Raw genomic sequence first — 16,511 nt, forward strand, 5'->3', positions numbered from 1 at the left:
GTACGCCAATGGCCACGTTACTTGATGGAAAACGGGTCTGGGCAGAAAAGAATCTGAACCAGATTTAATCTGACAGACACCTGTATAAATAACCGGTAACTGTCAGATCAGGTCTGAGCTAGTACAGGTCAGCTGACCGGCGCAGGCCTTACCGGAATTTTTTATGGTTAGCGGTGCGAATATCATCAAGCTTTTTGGCTTCCGCTTTGGCGCCATCAATATTACTGGATTTTACCAGCTCATTCACGACGTCAATCTGAGCAATGAGGGAATCCAGTCCGGCGCGGAAATCTTTCATCTGCGCGCTGTCGGCTGGCTGGCCTTCCAGTGACTCCGGCGTCGATTTTTTTGCATCCTGTGCCGCCGAGCGCATTTCATTTAACGCTTTTTGCATCTCCCGCGCATCGTCGGTTTTCTTCACGATTTTCAGGTTGGCATTCAGCGTATCCATATCCTGTTCCAGATCGGCTGCGTACAGACTGGCACTGGTAAACAACAGGGAGAGAGACAGCATTGCAATCACATGCTTACGCATCGTTTGTTCCTTTTTATTGTGGTGAAAAAAAAGCAGCCAGTTGGCTGCTCACAAAAAGCGATGTTTTTATTGTCCGGCGATTTTCATCTCAGGCAGCAAGACCGAGCCGCACTGAATATTGCTACGCGTCTCGGTATCATTGCCGATGGTAACAATATTGCGCCACATCTCTCTAAGGTTACCGGCAATGGTTACCTCACTAACCGGGTATTGAATCTCGCCATTCTCTACCCAGAAACCGGCAGCGCCGCGTGAGTAATCGCCCGTAATGGCGCTCACACCCTGTCCCATCAGTTCAGTGACCACTAAACCGGTGCCCATTTGTCTGAGCAGGTCATCAAAGCTGTGGCCTTGCCCGGCGATACGCCAGTTGTGAATGCCGCCCGCGTGGCCGGTACTGGTCAAACCGAGTTTGCGCGCAGAATAGCTGGTCAACAGCCAGGTTTGCAGAACGCCGTCTTTAATAATGTCACGCGCCTGAGTGCGTACGCCTTCGCTGTCAAATGGCGTAGACGCCAGCCCTTTTTGCAGATGCGGCTGCTCATGAATGTTAAGCCATTCAGGCAGAATTTGCTGGCCCAGCGAATCTAATAAAAAAGTGGATTTGCGATAAACGCTGCTACCACTAATCGCGCCAACCAGATGACCAAACAGACCCGTTGCCACTTCCGGGGCAAAAATCACCGGCGCTTTCATGGTTGACAGCTTACGGGGAGCCAGACGCGACAGCGTGCGGCGCGCGCACTCGGCGCCTACCCATGCCGGGCTTTTCAGATCGTCAAAGGCACGGCCAATGGTATAAGCATAATCGCGTTCCATATTGCCATTTTGCTCAGCAATTACGCAGCTGGAAAGCGAATGGCGGCTTGAGCAATAACTCTGCAACATGCCGTGGCTGTTACCAAACACCTTGATGCCAACGTGACTGTTAAAGCTGCCGCCTTCGGTATTCGTAATGCGTTTGTCAGCCTGTAAAGAGGCTTGTTCTGCCTGCGCCGCCAGGTCAATCGCGCGATCGGCATCGATTTCCCACGGATGATAAAGATCGAGATCCGGCGCGTCGTAGGCCAGCAGATCGGCATCTGCCGGACCAGCAAAGGGATCGGGCGAGGTGTAGCGCGCAATATCAATGGCCGCCTGCACGGTACGCTTGATGGCGTCCGGGCTAAGGTCGGTAGATGAAGCGCTTCCCTTACGATTTTGATGATAAACGGTGATGCCAAGCGCGCCGTCGCTGTTGAATTCGACATTTTCCACTTCGCCGTAGCGGGTACTGACACCGATGCCGGTCGTTTTACTTACCGCCACTTCTGCGCTGTCAGTACTTGCTTTAGCCAGTTCGAGCGCCTGCGCAATCGCCTGTTCCAACACTTTTCGCTGTTCTGCAACCTGAGTAGATACGTTCATCGATCTGCCGTCTAATCTTATGTATGAATATTTTGAGTCTATCAGAGTCAGAGAACAATTTCGCAGTCACCCGATAAACTGGTAGGATTAGCCTCTTTTTTTTGGGAGCCCAGAAATGACCAAACAGCCCGATGAGTGGCTCGACGATGTGCCAGATAATCACGAAGAAGAAGATGAAGAGATTATTTGGGTCAGTAAGAGCGAAATTAAACGCGATGCTGAAGAGCTAAAACGCCTGGGTGCCGAACTGGTCGATCTGGGCAAAAATGCCCTTGATAAGATTCCGTTGGATGAGCGTTTACGTAACGAGATCGAACTGGCACAGCGCATTAAAAAGGAAGGCCGTCGCCGCCAGTTACAGCTGATCGGAAAGATCATGCGCAGCATGGATGTGGAGCCGATTCGTCAGGCGCTGGATAAGCTGAAAAACCGCCACAACCAGCAGGTTGCGCTGTTTCATAAGCTGGAAGCGCTGCGTGACCGCTTGATCGTCCAGGGTGATGAGGCAATGACAGACGTTATTGCGCTCTATCCCCATGCCGATCGCCAGCAGCTGCGTAGCATGATCCGTAATGCGCAGAAAGAGAAAGCGGGTAACAAACCGCCGAAATCCGCGCGTCTGATTTTCCAGTATTTGCGCGAACTGGCTGAAAGTTAAAACATGGCGGGTTAACCCGCCATAAGTTAGTTATCTAAACGTTCCAGCAGCTTTTGATGTATCCCACCGAATCCGCCATTGCTCATCACCAGTATCGAATCGCCTGGCTGAGCCGCTTCGGCCACCATTTCAACCAGCGTATCAATATCTGCCGTCCAGCGTGCGGGTTGCATACAGGCTTCAGCTACCTCCGCAACTTGCCAAGGAATGTGGTGCGGCTGGAATAAAAAGACTTTATCGGCGCGCGCCAGCGAAGGGGCCAGCTCGTCTTTACTCACTCCCATTTTCATGGTGTTAGAGCGCGGTTCCAGCACAGCCAGGATGCGTGCGGTGCCGCCAACTTTGCTGCGTAATGCCGAAAGCGTTGCCAGAATTGCCGTCGGATGATGAGCGAAATCATCATAGACTTTAATGCTATTTACCTCGCCCCGCAGCTCCAGGCGGCGGCGCGCATTGATAAAGCTGTCCAGTGCCCGGCCAGCGTCTTCCGGTTTCACGCCAATATGACGCGCGGCAGCAATCGCCATCAACCCGTTGTGCATGTTGTGCTCGCCGACCAGCGACCAGTTCACTTCAGCGACTTTTGCGCCATCAAAACAGACTTCCCAGTGTGACGCATCCGGTTTCAGCTTCTTCGCCTGCCAGCGGCCATGTTCACCGACGCTTTCCTGTTCACTCCAGCAGCCCATCGCCATCACCTGCTTCAGATGGTGATCGTGCTCCGGTAGCAGGATCTTGCCTTGTCCCGGCACGATACGTACCAGGTGGTGGAACTGCTTCTGGATCGCCTTCAGATCGTCGAAGATGTCAGCGTGATCAAACTCAAGATTATTAAGGATCAGCGTGCGCGGGCAGTAATGAACAAACTTTGATCGCTTGTCGAAAAACGCGCAATCATATTCATCTGCCTCAATCACGAAGAATGGACTTTTTCCTAATTTTGCTGATACATCAAAATTGCCCGGTACACCACCGATAATGAACCCCGGTTCGAGGCCGCAAGCCTCAAGGATCCACGCTGCCATGCCTGCTGTGGTGGTTTTTCCATGGGTTCCGGCAACGGCCAGCACCCAGCGATCGTGCAGCACAAAATCGTGCAGCCATTGCGGGCCTGAGAGGTAAGGAATGTTGCGTTCCAGAACCGCTTCCACACAGGGATTGCCTCGTGTCATTGCATTGCCAATGATCACTAAATCCGGTAACGGATCGAGCTGATCGGCATCGTAACCTTCTGTTAGTTCAATGCCTTGCTGCTCAAGCAAAGTGCTCATCGGCGGATAAACATTGGCGTCAGAACCCGTCACATGATGTCCCAACGAACGTGCCAGCATCGCCAGGCCGCCCATAAAAGTGCCACAAATCCCAAGGATGTGAATGCGCATATCAAAGTCCGTTACTCAAAAGTTCGGCGCACAGTGTAACGCCGCTCGCAGACGGAAGAAACGGATTAGGACTATGGTTTTTAAAGTTCAATCGGCTAAACTGCGTACGCATACGTTGGCGGTTTGTTACGCATGCTGCCACTCCATCGAAGATTCAGGGAATGTGTTATGAAAACGTTAGGCGAATTTATCGTCGAGAAGCAACACGACTTTCCGCATGCCACAGGCGAACTGACCGCGTTGATTTCAGCGATCAAGCTCGGGGCTAAAATTATCCACCGCGACATTAACAAAGCCGGATTAGTGGATATTCTGGGCGCCAGTGGCGTTGAAAATGTTCAGGGTGAACAACAGATGAAACTGGATCTGTTCGCCAACGAGAAACTGAAAGCAGCCTTGAAAGCACGTGGCATCGTTGCCGGTATCGCGTCTGAAGAAGAAGATGAGATTGTCATTTTTGAAGGCGTTGAAAACGGTAAATATGTGGTATTGATGGATCCGCTGGATGGTTCCTCTAATATTGACGTTAACGTCTCTGTGGGCACTATCTTCTCCATTTATCGCCGCGTCAGCGAACCGGGTACGCCGGTTACCGAAGCTGATTTCATGCAGCCAGGTAACAAGCAGGTTGCTGCCGGTTACGTAGTTTACGGCTCTTCAACCATGATGGTTTACACCACCGGTTGTGGCGTTCACGCCTTTACTTACGATCCGTCGCTGGGCGTGTTCTGCCTCAGCCACGAACGTATGGCCTTCCCGGAAAAGGGCTACACCTATTCCATCAACGAAGGTAATTACATTCGCTTCCCACAGGGCGTGAAGAAATACCTGAAATTCTGTCAGGAAGAGGATGCCGCGACAAAGCGTCCTTATACCTCACGTTATATCGGTTCACTGGTTGCAGATTTCCACCGTAACCTGCTGAAAGGCGGCATCTATCTTTATCCAAGTACCGCCAGCCATCCGAAAGGGAAATTGCGTTTACTGTATGAGTGCAATCCGATGGCCTTTCTCGCTGAACAAGCGGGCGGTAAAGCCAGCGATGGCTCATCGCGTATCCTCGATATTCCACCCGTTGCACTGCATCAGCGCTGCCCCTTCTTCTGCGGCAACGAAGCAATGGTAAATGATGTTGAACGCTTTATCCGTGAATACCCGGACGCTCACTCCGCGTAATAATCAGGGCATGATTATTGCGCCCTGCTTGCCACCAATGTGTTAATGCAGGTAAGCCAGACCGACGGTAAAGATGCTCATCTTTGACAGCCCGGTCCGTAGTGCGAAGGTTTTATCCTTCAGCCAGCATTTTCTGTGCGTTAGGTTTGTCCACAGGGCGCGATTATCGCGCCCTTTTTTGTATCAGTCTGTCTGCAAACGGAACTGCGCCATTGTCATCTGTAGCTGTTCAGATTGCGTTTCCAGCGACTGCGTTGCAGCGGTGGCCTGCTCTACCAGCGCAGCGTTCTGTTGCGCTGCTGCATCCATTTGCGTTACGGCCTGATTCACCTGCTCAATGCCGCGGCTTTGTTCTTCTGACGCCACGGAAATCTCCTTCATTAACGCCGTAACGCGTATGACTTCGCTGGAGATTTCATCCATCGTTTCACCCGCTCGCGTTGCCATATCGCTGCCTTCTCTGACACGCGTTTGCGAATCGCTAATCAGTGCGCGGATCTCTTTCGCGGCATTTGCGCTGCGTTGCGCCAGGTTTCGCACCTCGTTTGCGACCACGGCAAAACCACGTCCCTGCTCGCCAGCGCGCGCCGCTTCTACGGCTGCATTCAGCGCCAGGGTATTGGTTTGAAAGGCAATACCGTCAATCACGCTAAGAATGTCGCCGATACGATTAGCGCTGTCGGTGATTTCGCGCATTTTCTCTATCACGTAGCATACGACTTCTGCGCCGCGATCGGCGGTATCCGATACGCGGTTAGCTAACTGATGTGCCTGCTGCGCATTGCTGGTATTCAGTCGCACGGTCGCGGTGAGCTGCTCCATGCTGGCGGCGGTTTGCTCCAGCGACGCGGCGGATTCTTCGGTACGTTGTGAAAGATGGATGTTGCCTGCCGCCAGCTCGCGACTGCCCGTATCAATTTGTATGCTGGCTTCGCGCACCTGGTTTACCGACGCACGCAGGGCTTGTTGCATCTCCGCCAGGGCATTATTTAACCGGCCCAGCTCATTATTACCTGACAGCGGTAAGGCTAAAGCTTGTGACAGATCACCCGCTGCAACTTGCTCCAGGTGCTCAATCGCGCTATTTAGCGGCTGTAGCAGCATACGACGCAGAAGTTGCCAGGCAAGGATCAGCAGCAGAATGGATAAAGCCACCGCCACCGCGATCATCACTTTCATCTTAGTTTCGTTATAAGCGGCCTGTTTCAGTTGGGCGGCGCTCACCTGCCCGGCGTATTGACCAAAATCCGCTACCGCTTTGCTGTAGCTGTTTGCCAGGCTTGAAAGTTTGCCTTCTAATAGCTGGTAGTATTCGTCGGTGTACTGTTTATCCAGCGCCGCCATCATGGGCGTAATCCCCTGCTCCAGATACGCCTTAAAGCTCGATGCCACCGCATCTGCCAGTAATTTGCCTTGCGTGGTCACCGTACCCGCATCAATAAACCGTTTTAGATTTTGCTGTGAAGCGGCCACCTCGGCATGCGCCTGCCGGGTCACGGCTGCGCCATCGTCCAGCAGGCCAATTTCAATTTTGCGTACCGCCAGCGCGCCTAAAGTGCGTGCACGCATCATTTCTGCGTTGCTCTGATAAAGACTGTTTAGTTCGACCCCCCTGAATGCGATTGATCACATCCAGCGATCGGTTCCCTTTATTGATAGCCACAATTCCCATAAAACTCACCGCCAACAGCAGCAGTGTCATAAATGCCAGCATAGCCAGCAACCCGGTGCGTAGTGATACCTGCTTCATTTTGATAGTTTCCGTGTGTGGAGTAAAAAGCACAAAACCCAACGGCCCTTGAACGGAAAAGGTATCGGCCTTTACACGGATAAACTTTAACGATGAGAAATGGTCAACACATTTATCATCACGGATATATCACCCAGGATGAATTCTGCTCCATCATTTATAGAGGTCATCGTATAAAAAACGGGCGGTTTTTGCTGCGGAGGTTTACAGGCAGCGCGGCGCGATAGCGCAATAAGCCACTGGCGACGATACGCTAAATCACGGGCTGGATACCGTATCTTCTGCCTTTACCGTGTTCCGGTACTGCCGCGATGGCTGGGATAAAGTGGCGGATCGTCAGCACGAAAAACGGATAAAAAAATTAACGCGTGGACGTAAAGACAAACTGTGCGTTGCCCGGCGAAACGGCATGTTCTACCGCAATAGCTGGCTGGACGCATGATTATCGCGATGACAGCAGTCGCGATCGACGCGCAAGGCAGCGGTTTTGTGTGTCATCCGCGCTAATGCTGCAATCTTTTAAGAAAGGCAGTTGCGCTCATCCCATTGATTGTTGATAAATGGAAGCGGTAAAACCGCGTAAGCGCTGGCTCATGTTGGCGCTCCATTTATCTTCAGGGAGAAACCATGGCTGCTTATGCCTCGACCCTCATTCTTATTTGCCTTGCGATCCTCAGTTATTTTGTTCACAACAGCGCCGTGACCATTTCTATTCTGATTTTGTTGGCAATTAAAGTTACCCCGCTGTCACAGTTTTTCCCTTATGTCGAAAAACAGGGCATTACCCTGGGCATTATTATCCTGACCGTTGCGGTAATGGCGCCGCTGGCCAGCGGTTCGCTGCCCCCTTCAAGTCTGCTGAAATCGTTTGCGAACTGGCAATCCATCGTGGCAATTATTGTGGGCGTTTTTGTCGCCTGGCTGGGAGGACGTGGCGTCAGTTTGATGAGCGCCAATCCGACAGTGATTGGTGGATTATTGATCGGCACAGTCATTGGTGTGGCCTTTTTTCGCGGCGTGCCGGTCGGACCACTGATTGCTGCGGGAATTGTCTCGCTGTTCGTCACGCAGAAATAGCGTCGAGAAGCATTCCGAAACGCCAAAAAGGGGGCATACTTTCAGAGTCAGTTGGCTATAATAGCCGTCACTCAACATACGACTACTGAAGGAATGCCCGATGAGTTTGGACCAGGTGCCAGCAGGTAAAGACCTGCCAGAAGATATCTACGTAATCATTGAGATTCCGGCGAATGCCGATCCGATCAAATATGAAGTTGATAAAGAGTCTGGCGCCCTGTTTGTAGACCGCTTTATGTCTACCGCCATGTTCTATCCATGCAACTACGGCTACATCAACCACACTTTGTCACTGGATGGCGATCCGGTTGATGTACTGGTGCCAACCCCGTATCCACTGGAGCCAGGCTCCGTGATCCGCTGCCGCCCAGTTGGCGTGCTGAAAATGACCGACGAGTCTGGCGAAGACGCCAAGCTGGTTGCCGTTCCGCATACCAAACTCTCTAAAGAGTATGATCACATTAAAGATGTGAACGACCTGCCAGAGTTGCTGCGTGCACAGATCACCCACTTCTTTGAGCACTATAAAGATCTGGAAAAAGGCAAATGGGTGAAAGTTGACGGTTGGGATAACGCCGAAGCGGCCAAAGCCGAAATCACCTCTTCTTACGAGCGCGCACAGAAAAAATAATTCTGCTGACGAGCCCTAAAAAAACACCGTCCAGTTGGACGGTGTTTTTGTTCAGACTTCCGGTTCCTCATCGCGCTTTAGCCAGTCTCCACTCATGATTCGTTGGCGCCCTGCCACCGAGCGTTGATAGACGTAAAGCCAGGCGCTGCCAAAAGGCGTCTGGATCAAATGTCGTTTGTACTCGCCCCCCTTCGTGCGGAGCGCGTCCAGCTCCGCAAGGGTTGAGGCATCAATGCGGTAAACTTCACACTGTACCGCTCCATTGCCCTGGATGACCCCAGGATAATGACCAAGACTGTAGAGCTCAAAGCCCTCAATCGGGTAATCACCCAGCCATTGCGCGTTCGTCATCCAGTGACTGTTTCCCTGTTTGCGCCGTAAACTGCCGTAAACAATTATTCGCATTGCTAAAACTCAAACTGATAGAGCAAATCGAGAGCCTGATCCACACCGGATACGGCTTCCAGATAGAGTTTGGGCATCAGGCGGTAACGCAAGGTTAACGTCGCCAGTGAATCAAAAATGCCGACACCATATTTTACTTGTAGACCCGGCAGCACATAGCCGCTGACCTGCACCTGCTGGCTGTCGCCAACGCCAGTGGTATCAAGAGCAAGATTGCTGACACCGAATGTCTCACCGATTTTACCCACAACCTGCCCACTTTGTGCAACCCCCAGGCCAACCAATGCTGAGGTTAACGCATTACTGTCGCCATCGCTGTTGAGTCCCTGACCACGCAGCAAGTAAGAAAGCGCTTCCTGTTGCGACATCGCCGGGTCAGAGAACACTTCAACTTTCGGCTCGTCGGCCAGTCCCGTGACGCGCAGGCCAGCGGTGACATCATCTTCGGTCGCTTCCGGGTTACGGATCGCTTCAAGGTTGATGTAAGGCTGATCCGGTGGTCCGGCAAACTGCAATTCACCTTTACGCACAATCAGGTCCTGACCATATGCATGGAAGCGCCCGGATGGAATATTGATTTGTCCGTTTAAGCCCAGCCCCGATTTATCCTGTACCAGTTTCAGATCACCATTGAGTTTCGCTTTCAGACCAAAGGCCGACAGCCGGACATCATCGCCAACGTGGATCATCAGATTGCTGTTGATCGGAATCGAGGCAGTCTTCGGCTGGATAGGTTTGAGGTTCTGATCCAGCATCACTTCATCCGACGAAACGCCGGTGGCGCTTTCCGGCACTTCCTGTACGATAATTCGCGCCCAGGGAATATCAACGCGACCATCCAGATCGAAGGCTACAGGCGTGGCTTCAAACACCAGATCTGGCGAGACATCCATGCGCACCATCGGCGGCACGGTTACCCGCACTTTGCTGCCCTGGGCGGCAATGCGGGCACGCCAGTTATCAAGCTGGCTCCAGTCTGCGTTACCGTTCAGGTTGATGTTGCCCTGCGCGGTTTGAATCAACCCCTGCAGAGTGGAACTCATACCGTTAAACACCAGATTCAGATTCGCCGCGGTGAGATCAATCGGCATGAAGCTGCCATCCACATCGACATCCTGCAAACCAAGCTGACCAAACACCTGCGGTTGCTGTACGCTGCCGCCAAGACGCAGGCTGCTGTTCAGATTGCCCTTGATCTTTTCGCCTTGCATCAGCGCCGGATTAAGCATCGCCAGCGAGATATTGCGGATGTTGACGTTACCGCCCAGCGTACGGCGATTTTCAGGATCGTTAATCTGGACATTGCCATCCAGCTGACCGTTATTCGCTATGTGGATCAGCCAGTCGAGCTGGGCGCGTCCGTTACGCAGCGCGGCATTCAGATTAAGCGTATCAAAAGCGATGGGCAGCGTGTTGCCCTGCACATCCTGATCAACTTTTACTCCATTGCCTTTTAGCGCGATGGTGCCGGTCGGTAAGCCGCCTTCTGCGGTCCAGTTTACCCGCGCATCGCCACTGAATACGCCGCTCAGTTTTGTCGCTTCAGGCATAAACGGCTTAATTATTGCCAAATCCAAGCGGTTCAGTGCCACATGCGCATGTCCGTTCGGTCCGGCGACTACCGGCTCCGGTACGCAAAGCTGCGCGTTCGGGTTTTGCCAGCAGTGTGGCCCAATGGTTGCGGTTTGTTTGGCGTTGAGATAGTCAATCGCCATCGCCCGCGTCAGATGCCATTCGCCTACTGGCGTGTCGAAGTGGGTATTATTCAGCGAACCTTTCCAGCGCTGTTCCTTGCGGTCAAAGCTGCCATTTAAGGCCAGCTGGCCGGAAACTGGCTTGCCCTGCACGTCCAGTTTAAGCTGATGCTGTTTTTCATTGCCGTCGGCATTAAGGGTCAGCAGGTTGATATTCAGCGCATCCTGCTTCAGTTGCTCAACGCGCAGCTGCAATTTACCGGCGATTTGATCGCTGGAACGCACATCACCATCCAGCGTGACGCGGTTGATTTGTAGCTGCTGCCAGCGCAAACCGGTGCCATTCAGGGCAGCTAAAACCTGCGGTGCCTGCAATGTGCCGCGCGCCTTAATGGTGCCTTTTATCACGCCACCTAAGCCCGGTAAGGCGTTATTTAGCTGCGGTGCATCAATATTCGCGTCAAGGTTAAGCTTATCGCCCAGTTCACCTTTCACCTCTACATGATTGCGTCCTAACGCCAGCTTGATGCCCGGTACCGTCCATTGGTTATAACTGTTACCGCTCAGCGAACCGCCCGCCGTCACTGCGTTCTGCTTCACATTCCCTTTCAGCTGCAACTGCGGCACGCTCAACTGCCAGGTTCCGCCGTATACACTGCCGCGCGTGGTGATTTTGCCATCCAGCTTTGCAGGCCAGTCAGGGTACTGTTTCGCGGTATTGATGCCTGACAGCAATAACTCGCTGCGCCAGCTAATCGCTTTGCTCCAGTCTACCTGCGCGGTGAGATCAATATTGCCCTGCAACGCCGCGACGCGGAGTTTATCAAGGCTGAACTGCTGCACATTACCTTTGCCATCAAGCGCTACAGTGGCAGGCGGCACACCTTCGCCTTTTACCGCCGTTCGCAGCGACATGACGTAATCCGTCGCTTTGCCTTTGAACTGATAATCAAGATTATCAGCCTGATATTGCACCGGGCCGGTTAATGGCCAGCGTAATTGTGGACTGGTAAGTTTCAGCGACAGCGGCAAGCCTGCTACCGCCGGTTGCGTTGTGGCATCTAGCTGCGCATGTACCGGACCCGATAAATTCAGCGCTAACGTCAGTTCGTCGCGCATCGCACCGTTAAGCTTCAGTTTAATGCTTTCGCCTTTCAGCGGATCGACATTCGCCATGCCGTTGAGCGAGAAATCTACCGGCCAGTTATCGGCTAATGTGGCCTGCCCGCTGCCATTCAGCTGGCCCAGATTCGAATCAACGTCCAGCGTTTGTAGCTGCATCTGGCGATTGGCGGTTTTTGCTTTTACCAACAGCCGATTAACCGATATATCAGTATCGCCGGTAATGCGTAGCTGCTCACCCAAAATTTCTTGCACATCAATATCCAGCGGTAACTGGAAATCTGGCAATTCAGGCAGTAGCGGTTTGGCAAACATTTCCTGCAGCGTTTCGCCCAGCGGTTTTTCATTCGGCTGCGGCTGCTGCACTTTAGGCTGAATCACCTGTTCATCAGCCACTTTTGCCGCTTTTGGCAAGGCAATCAGCAGGCTTTGAATATGCGTTGGGTTGAGCGTCAGTGCACGATCCTGCCATTGCATTCCTGTAGTGAAATCCATCAGCGAAATCGCCGTATCATCCACTTTGACGTTGATGTTATGCAGGCCAAGATGGCGCAACGTGATGGGATACGGCGTGCTGAGACTGGTGCTGCCGCTTTCCTCTTCTGGCGGCGGTGCACTGGCTGGCGTCATTTTCTTGCTATCAACCACGACGCTGATGTCTTTCAGCGTGACATCATTAACGCAGACCGACGAATGCAGCAGACACTTCAAATCTACCGCCAGATGGATGTTGCCAGCGTCAACGCTGACGCCCGGCATTTCATAGCGTAGACCGTTAATCGAAAGGTTACGCCAGCCGCCCTCAACCTGTTTGATCGACAAACCCGGCACCCAGCGTGACGCGCCGTTTAGCACCAGATGCAAGCCTGGCGTCGTACCAATCAGAAATACCACGCCGCCCAATAACAGCACTAAAAAGATGAGAATGCCGATCAGGACCTTTTTCCACAGCTTCATAGTTCAGGCCCCAGTCCTATATAAAATTGCAATCCATGTTCCTCGCTATCACCTATCGGCCGGGCAATATCGAACTTAATCGGTCCAACCGGCGATGACCAACGCACGCCAACGCCTGCGCCAGTTTTGAAATTACTCTGCTTAATATCGTTAACCGCTTCGCCAGAATCCACGAATACCGCGCCCCACCATTTTCCGGTCACGTTGTATTGATATTCCAGCGATCCGGTAGCCAGTTTCGAGGCGCCGGTCAGCTTGCCGTCACTGTCGCGCGGTGAAATGTCTTTATATTTATAGCCGCGAATACTGCGGTCACCGCCAGCGAAGAAGCGCAGATCCGGCGGCACTTTGTCGAAATCGTTGGTTTCGATCCAGCCAACATTGCCGCGAACGACGAAGCGATGTTTATCGCCCAGGGTGCGGATCCAGACGTTTTGCGCCTGCAGGATCAGGAAATCCACATCTGATCCCCAGGTTGTATCAGACACATCCACTGAATAGCGCTGCGAATCCCCCCAGGTGGGCATCAACCCCCCCCGTGAACGGGTACGGTTCAGGCTGACGCCAGGATAAAGCAGCATCGTGGTGTTCGTCACGTTGCCCAGGGTAAAGTGGTCGAGCCTCCAGCGCAGGTTGATCGCTTTTTGCCAGCCGGAGCTGTTATCCCAGTAACGCGATACCGCAAGGGTAGAAGTATCGGATTCCGTATCGTTGAGATCGGTGCGCTTCAAACCGCCGGAGAAGGTGTAATACTGCTCAAGCGGGCTTTTTAGCAGCGGAACTTTGTAAGTGAAATCGAGTTGCTGCTCTGGTGCAGAAAGGTAGGCGCTCGTCGTCAGACTGTGGCCGCGATCGTTTATCCACGGTTTCTTCCAGGTGCCTTTCAGACGTGGACCGACATCCGTTGAATAGCCGACACCCGTTTCGATGGTGTTTTCAACGCGCGGCGAGACCGCCGCGCTGAGCGGCAGCACTTTGGTTTTTCGCCCTTCTTTAAATTCTGGCGCAACCACCACTGAATTAAACCAGCCAGTGGCCGACAGGCGGCGGTTTAGCTCTGCCAGATCGCGCGAGCTGTAGTAATCGCCCTTTTTAAACGGCACCAGATTGTGCAGATATTCATCACGGATTTGCGAACCTTCAAAGCTGACATCGCCGAAGCGATAGCGCGGGCCGCTGTCGTAATCAATGTCCCAAAAAGCTTCGCGTCGTTCGACCGATACGCCGAGCTGGCTTTTTTTGAAATCGCCGTCGAAATAGCCGTTGCGCAAGGCAAGATTCGAAAAACCGCTTTTGAATTTGTCATACTGGCCGTGATTCAGTTGGGTGCCAACTTTCGGCCGACCTTGTTCTACCCATGCTTTATAATCGGCGTCGTTTTTCGCCTCGCCTTCAATAACAATCGTGCTACCGCCAATTTTTACCGGTTCACCCGGCGTTACGCGGGCAATCAGTAACGGACGCCCACCCTGAGCGGATGCCGGACGTGATTCAAAAGCGATTTCAGGTTCGTAATAACCCAGCGCGCGTAGCCCTTCTTTAACCGCTTCCGACACGCGTGCGCGGAAACGGCCATCATTTGAGACCTCATCGCTGCCGATAGTCGACAGGCGCGCCCTGACGTTTTTTTGTAAATCCCCGGTTAACCCTTCCAACTGCAATCGTACTGTCGCTGCCCCAAGCGCTGGCGCGACAAGCAGCAGGCTGACCATACAATAATTATAAAATTTTGGCACTTGTACTCCTGTTAATCATGCCGGCCCCTTTTCCACAGAGCCCTCATTAATCATCTTTGTCAGGCCAAACCCGATGGCAATAACATCATCATAGCCTTACTTTTTTAAACGACGACTAAAAACACTATCTAAGTCAAATCGACGTCTATTGTCGGCAAATGTCGGGATCGATACAACAACTGCGCGGATGATCCGCTTTCTGACCCGCCTCACTCAGAATAATCCCAAGACTCTAAAACACGTTAAGCCGGATATTTGCCATTAATGCCGCGATTCGCCCTCTGGCGGCGACAATATGGCTGCTGCTATAATCAGCCACCACAGGCATATCGCCTGTTTTCATTTCTGCCCCGACATTTACCCTTCTTGTCGAATTGGCGCAGACATTTTTGGCACGGATAGCCCAGACTGACTGGTAAGTACATGACGTACGCTCTTACCCGCACGCTGCCCAGGCCAAAAATGACAAGTGGATAACCCTTTGGATCTCATATGTTAGATAGCTTGCTTGTCATTCTTTTACTGATTGTAATCAGTGCTTTTTTCTCCCTCTCGGAAATCTCGCTGGCAGCCGCTCGCAAGATCAAACTTAAACTGCTGGCCGATGAAGGCAACGTTAATGCACAACGTGTATTAAAAATGCAGGAAACACCCGGTATGTTCTTTACTGTGGTGCAAATCGGCCTGAATGCGGTCGCCATCCTCGGCGGTATCGTCGGTGATGCGGCTTTTTCTCCTGCTTTCAGCCAGTTATTTCGTCGCTTTGTCGATCCGGTCCTTGCCGATCAACTCAGCTTTATCTGCTCTTTCACCATCGTCACCAGCCTGTTTATTCTGTTTGCCGACCTGACGCCAAAACGCGTTGGTATGATTGCGCCTGAAACTGTCGCCTTGCGCATCATCAATCCGATGCGCTTCTGCCTGATGCTGTTTCGCCCGCTGGTATTTTTGTTTAACGGTCTGGCTAACGTCTTCTTTCGGATCTTCAAGCTGCCAATGGTGCGTAAAGATGACATCACCTCCGATGATATTTACGCGGTAGTGGAAGCGGGTGCGCTCGCCGGTGTGCTGCGTAAGCAAGAGCATGAACTCATTGAAAATGTGTTTGAGCTGGAGTCGCGAACCGTTCCTTCTTCCATGACCTCGCGTGAAAATATTGTCTGGTTCGATCTGAACGAAGAAGAAAACAGCCTTAAAACTAAAATCGCTGAACATCCCCATTCCAAATTTCTGGTATGCAGCGGCGATATTGACCATATCGTTGGCTATGTTGATTCCAAAGAATTGCTGCTGCGCGTACTGGGTAATCAAAGTATGACGTTAAACAGCGGCCTGCAAATCCGTTCTGCGTTGATCGTGCCGGATACGCTGACGCTGTCAGAAGCGCTGGAAAGTTTTAAAACTGCCGGTGAAGACTTTGCGGTGATCATGAATGAATACGCGTTGGTGGTGGGCATCATTACGCTAAATGACGTAATGACCACGCTGATGGGTGATTTAGTGGGTCAGGGCATGGAAGAACAAATTGTGGCGCGTGATGAAAATTCATGGCTGGTAGAAGGCGGTACGCCAATCGATGACGTGATGCGTGTGCTGCATATCGATGAGTTTCCACAGTCCGGCAACTACGAAACCATTGGCGGCTTTATGATGTATATGCTGCGAAAAATTCCGAAACGCACCGACTTTGTAAAGTTTGCCGGATTTAAGTTTGAAGTGGTAGATATTGACAGTTATCGCATTGACCAGCTCTTAGTGACGCGGATTGATGAGCGTCCGCCGGTACTGAACGTCACAAAAAGCAGTGAAGAGTAAAATACTAAGGGCGCCAACGGCGCCCTTCTGTTTGCTTAGTTGTACTAGCTCAGACCTGATCTGACAGTTACCGGTTATTTATACAGGTGTCTGTCAGATTAAATCTGGTTCAGATTCTTTTCTGCCCAGACCCGTTTTCCATCAAGTAACGTGGCCATTGGCGTAC

At 52.2% G+C, this 16,511-nt stretch carries 12 protein-coding genes and 1 pseudogene; 6 read left to right on the top strand and 7 right to left on the bottom strand.

Features of this window, described 5'->3' with window-relative positions:
* Positions 1 to 148 precede the first annotated feature (148 nt).
* Positions 149 to 535, bottom strand: coding sequence for a cytochrome b562 (gene cybC / locus QRY16_RS20180; RefSeq protein ID WP_289777833.1), 387 nt, complete (start codon positions 533 to 535; stop codon positions 149 to 151).
* A gap of 66 nt (positions 536 to 601) precedes the next feature.
* A complete protein-coding gene (pmbA, locus tag QRY16_RS20185) occupies positions 602 to 1,942 on the bottom strand; it encodes a metalloprotease PmbA (protein WP_193406465.1) in 1,341 nt (446 codons plus the stop codon).
* 115 nt (positions 1,943 to 2,057) lie between these two features.
* Between pmbA and yjgA the strand changes: the two genes are divergently transcribed.
* Positions 2,058 to 2,600: a ribosome biogenesis factor YjgA gene (gene yjgA / locus QRY16_RS20190; RefSeq protein ID WP_193406464.1), complete on the top strand. Its 543-nt coding sequence runs from the start codon at positions 2,058 to 2,060 to the stop codon at positions 2,598 to 2,600.
* A 26-nt stretch (positions 2,601 to 2,626) separates the two neighbouring features.
* On the opposite strand, the gene mpl is transcribed toward yjgA, so the two are convergent.
* Positions 2,627 to 3,982: a UDP-N-acetylmuramate:L-alanyl-gamma-D-glutamyl-meso-diaminopimelate ligase gene (gene mpl / locus QRY16_RS20195; RefSeq protein WP_289777834.1), complete on the bottom strand. Its 1,356-nt coding sequence runs from the start codon at positions 3,980 to 3,982 to the stop codon at positions 2,627 to 2,629.
* 168 nt (positions 3,983 to 4,150) lie between these two features.
* On the opposite strand from mpl, the gene fbp reads away from it, so the two are divergent.
* Complete coding sequence (gene fbp / locus QRY16_RS20200) at positions 4,151 to 5,158, top strand: class 1 fructose-bisphosphatase (RefSeq protein ID WP_289777835.1); 1,008 nt, start codon at positions 4,151 to 4,153, stop codon at positions 5,156 to 5,158.
* 183 nt (positions 5,159 to 5,341) lie between these two features.
* Here fbp and QRY16_RS20205 read toward each other — a convergent pair.
* Positions 5,342 to 6,908, bottom strand: a pseudogene (locus QRY16_RS20205) (methyl-accepting chemotaxis protein).
* Between the two features lie 292 nt (positions 6,909 to 7,200).
* Between QRY16_RS20205 and QRY16_RS20210 the strand changes: the two are divergent.
* The 3 genes from QRY16_RS20210 to ppa all read left to right on the top strand — a co-directional run bounded on the left by QRY16_RS20210 (position 7,201) and on the right by ppa (position 8,616).
* On the top strand, positions 7,201 to 7,350 hold the full coding sequence (locus tag QRY16_RS20210) for a hypothetical protein (RefSeq protein ID WP_289777836.1): 150 nt from the start codon (positions 7,201 to 7,203) through the stop codon (positions 7,348 to 7,350).
* A gap of 185 nt (positions 7,351 to 7,535) precedes the next feature.
* A complete protein-coding gene (locus tag QRY16_RS20215; protein ID WP_193406460.1) occupies positions 7,536 to 7,985 on the top strand; it encodes a DUF441 domain-containing protein in 450 nt (149 codons plus the stop codon).
* 100 nt (positions 7,986 to 8,085) lie between these two features.
* Complete coding sequence (gene ppa / locus QRY16_RS20220; protein ID WP_289777837.1) at positions 8,086 to 8,616, top strand: inorganic diphosphatase; 531 nt, start codon at positions 8,086 to 8,088, stop codon at positions 8,614 to 8,616.
* A gap of 51 nt (positions 8,617 to 8,667) precedes the next feature.
* Here ppa and QRY16_RS20225 read toward each other — a convergent pair whose 3' ends face one another.
* From QRY16_RS20225 to tamA, 3 genes are read right to left on the bottom strand one after another with little or no spacing between them, the layout of a single operon-like run.
* Positions 8,668 to 9,021, bottom strand: coding sequence for a gamma-glutamylcyclotransferase family protein (locus QRY16_RS20225; protein WP_193406458.1), 354 nt, complete (start codon positions 9,019 to 9,021; stop codon positions 8,668 to 8,670).
* A 2-nt stretch (positions 9,022 to 9,023) separates the two neighbouring features.
* The gene (tamB, locus tag QRY16_RS20230; RefSeq protein ID WP_289777838.1) at positions 9,024 to 12,794 is read right to left on the bottom strand and encodes an autotransporter assembly complex protein TamB; all 3,771 of its coding nucleotides are present in this window, start codon (positions 12,792 to 12,794) and stop codon (positions 9,024 to 9,026) included.
* Positions 12,791 to 14,506 carry an autotransporter assembly complex protein TamA gene (gene tamA, locus QRY16_RS20235; RefSeq protein WP_289777839.1) on the bottom strand — a complete coding sequence of 572 codons (1,716 nt, stop codon included), beginning with the start codon at positions 14,504 to 14,506 and terminating at the stop codon, positions 12,791 to 12,793. The genes tamB and tamA overlap by 4 nt, the downstream gene beginning before the upstream one ends.
* Positions 14,507 to 15,022: 516 nt before the next feature.
* On the opposite strand from tamA, the gene paeA reads away from it, so the two are divergent.
* On the top strand, positions 15,023 to 16,345 hold the full coding sequence (gene paeA, locus QRY16_RS20240) for a polyamine export protein PaeA (protein WP_193406456.1): 1,323 nt from the start codon (positions 15,023 to 15,025) through the stop codon (positions 16,343 to 16,345).
* Positions 16,346 to 16,511: the final 166 nt, after the last annotated feature.

This window comes from Mixta mediterraneensis (assembly GCF_030283135.1).
GTDB lineage: Bacteria > Pseudomonadota > Gammaproteobacteria > Enterobacterales > Enterobacteriaceae > Pantoea > Pantoea mediterraneensis.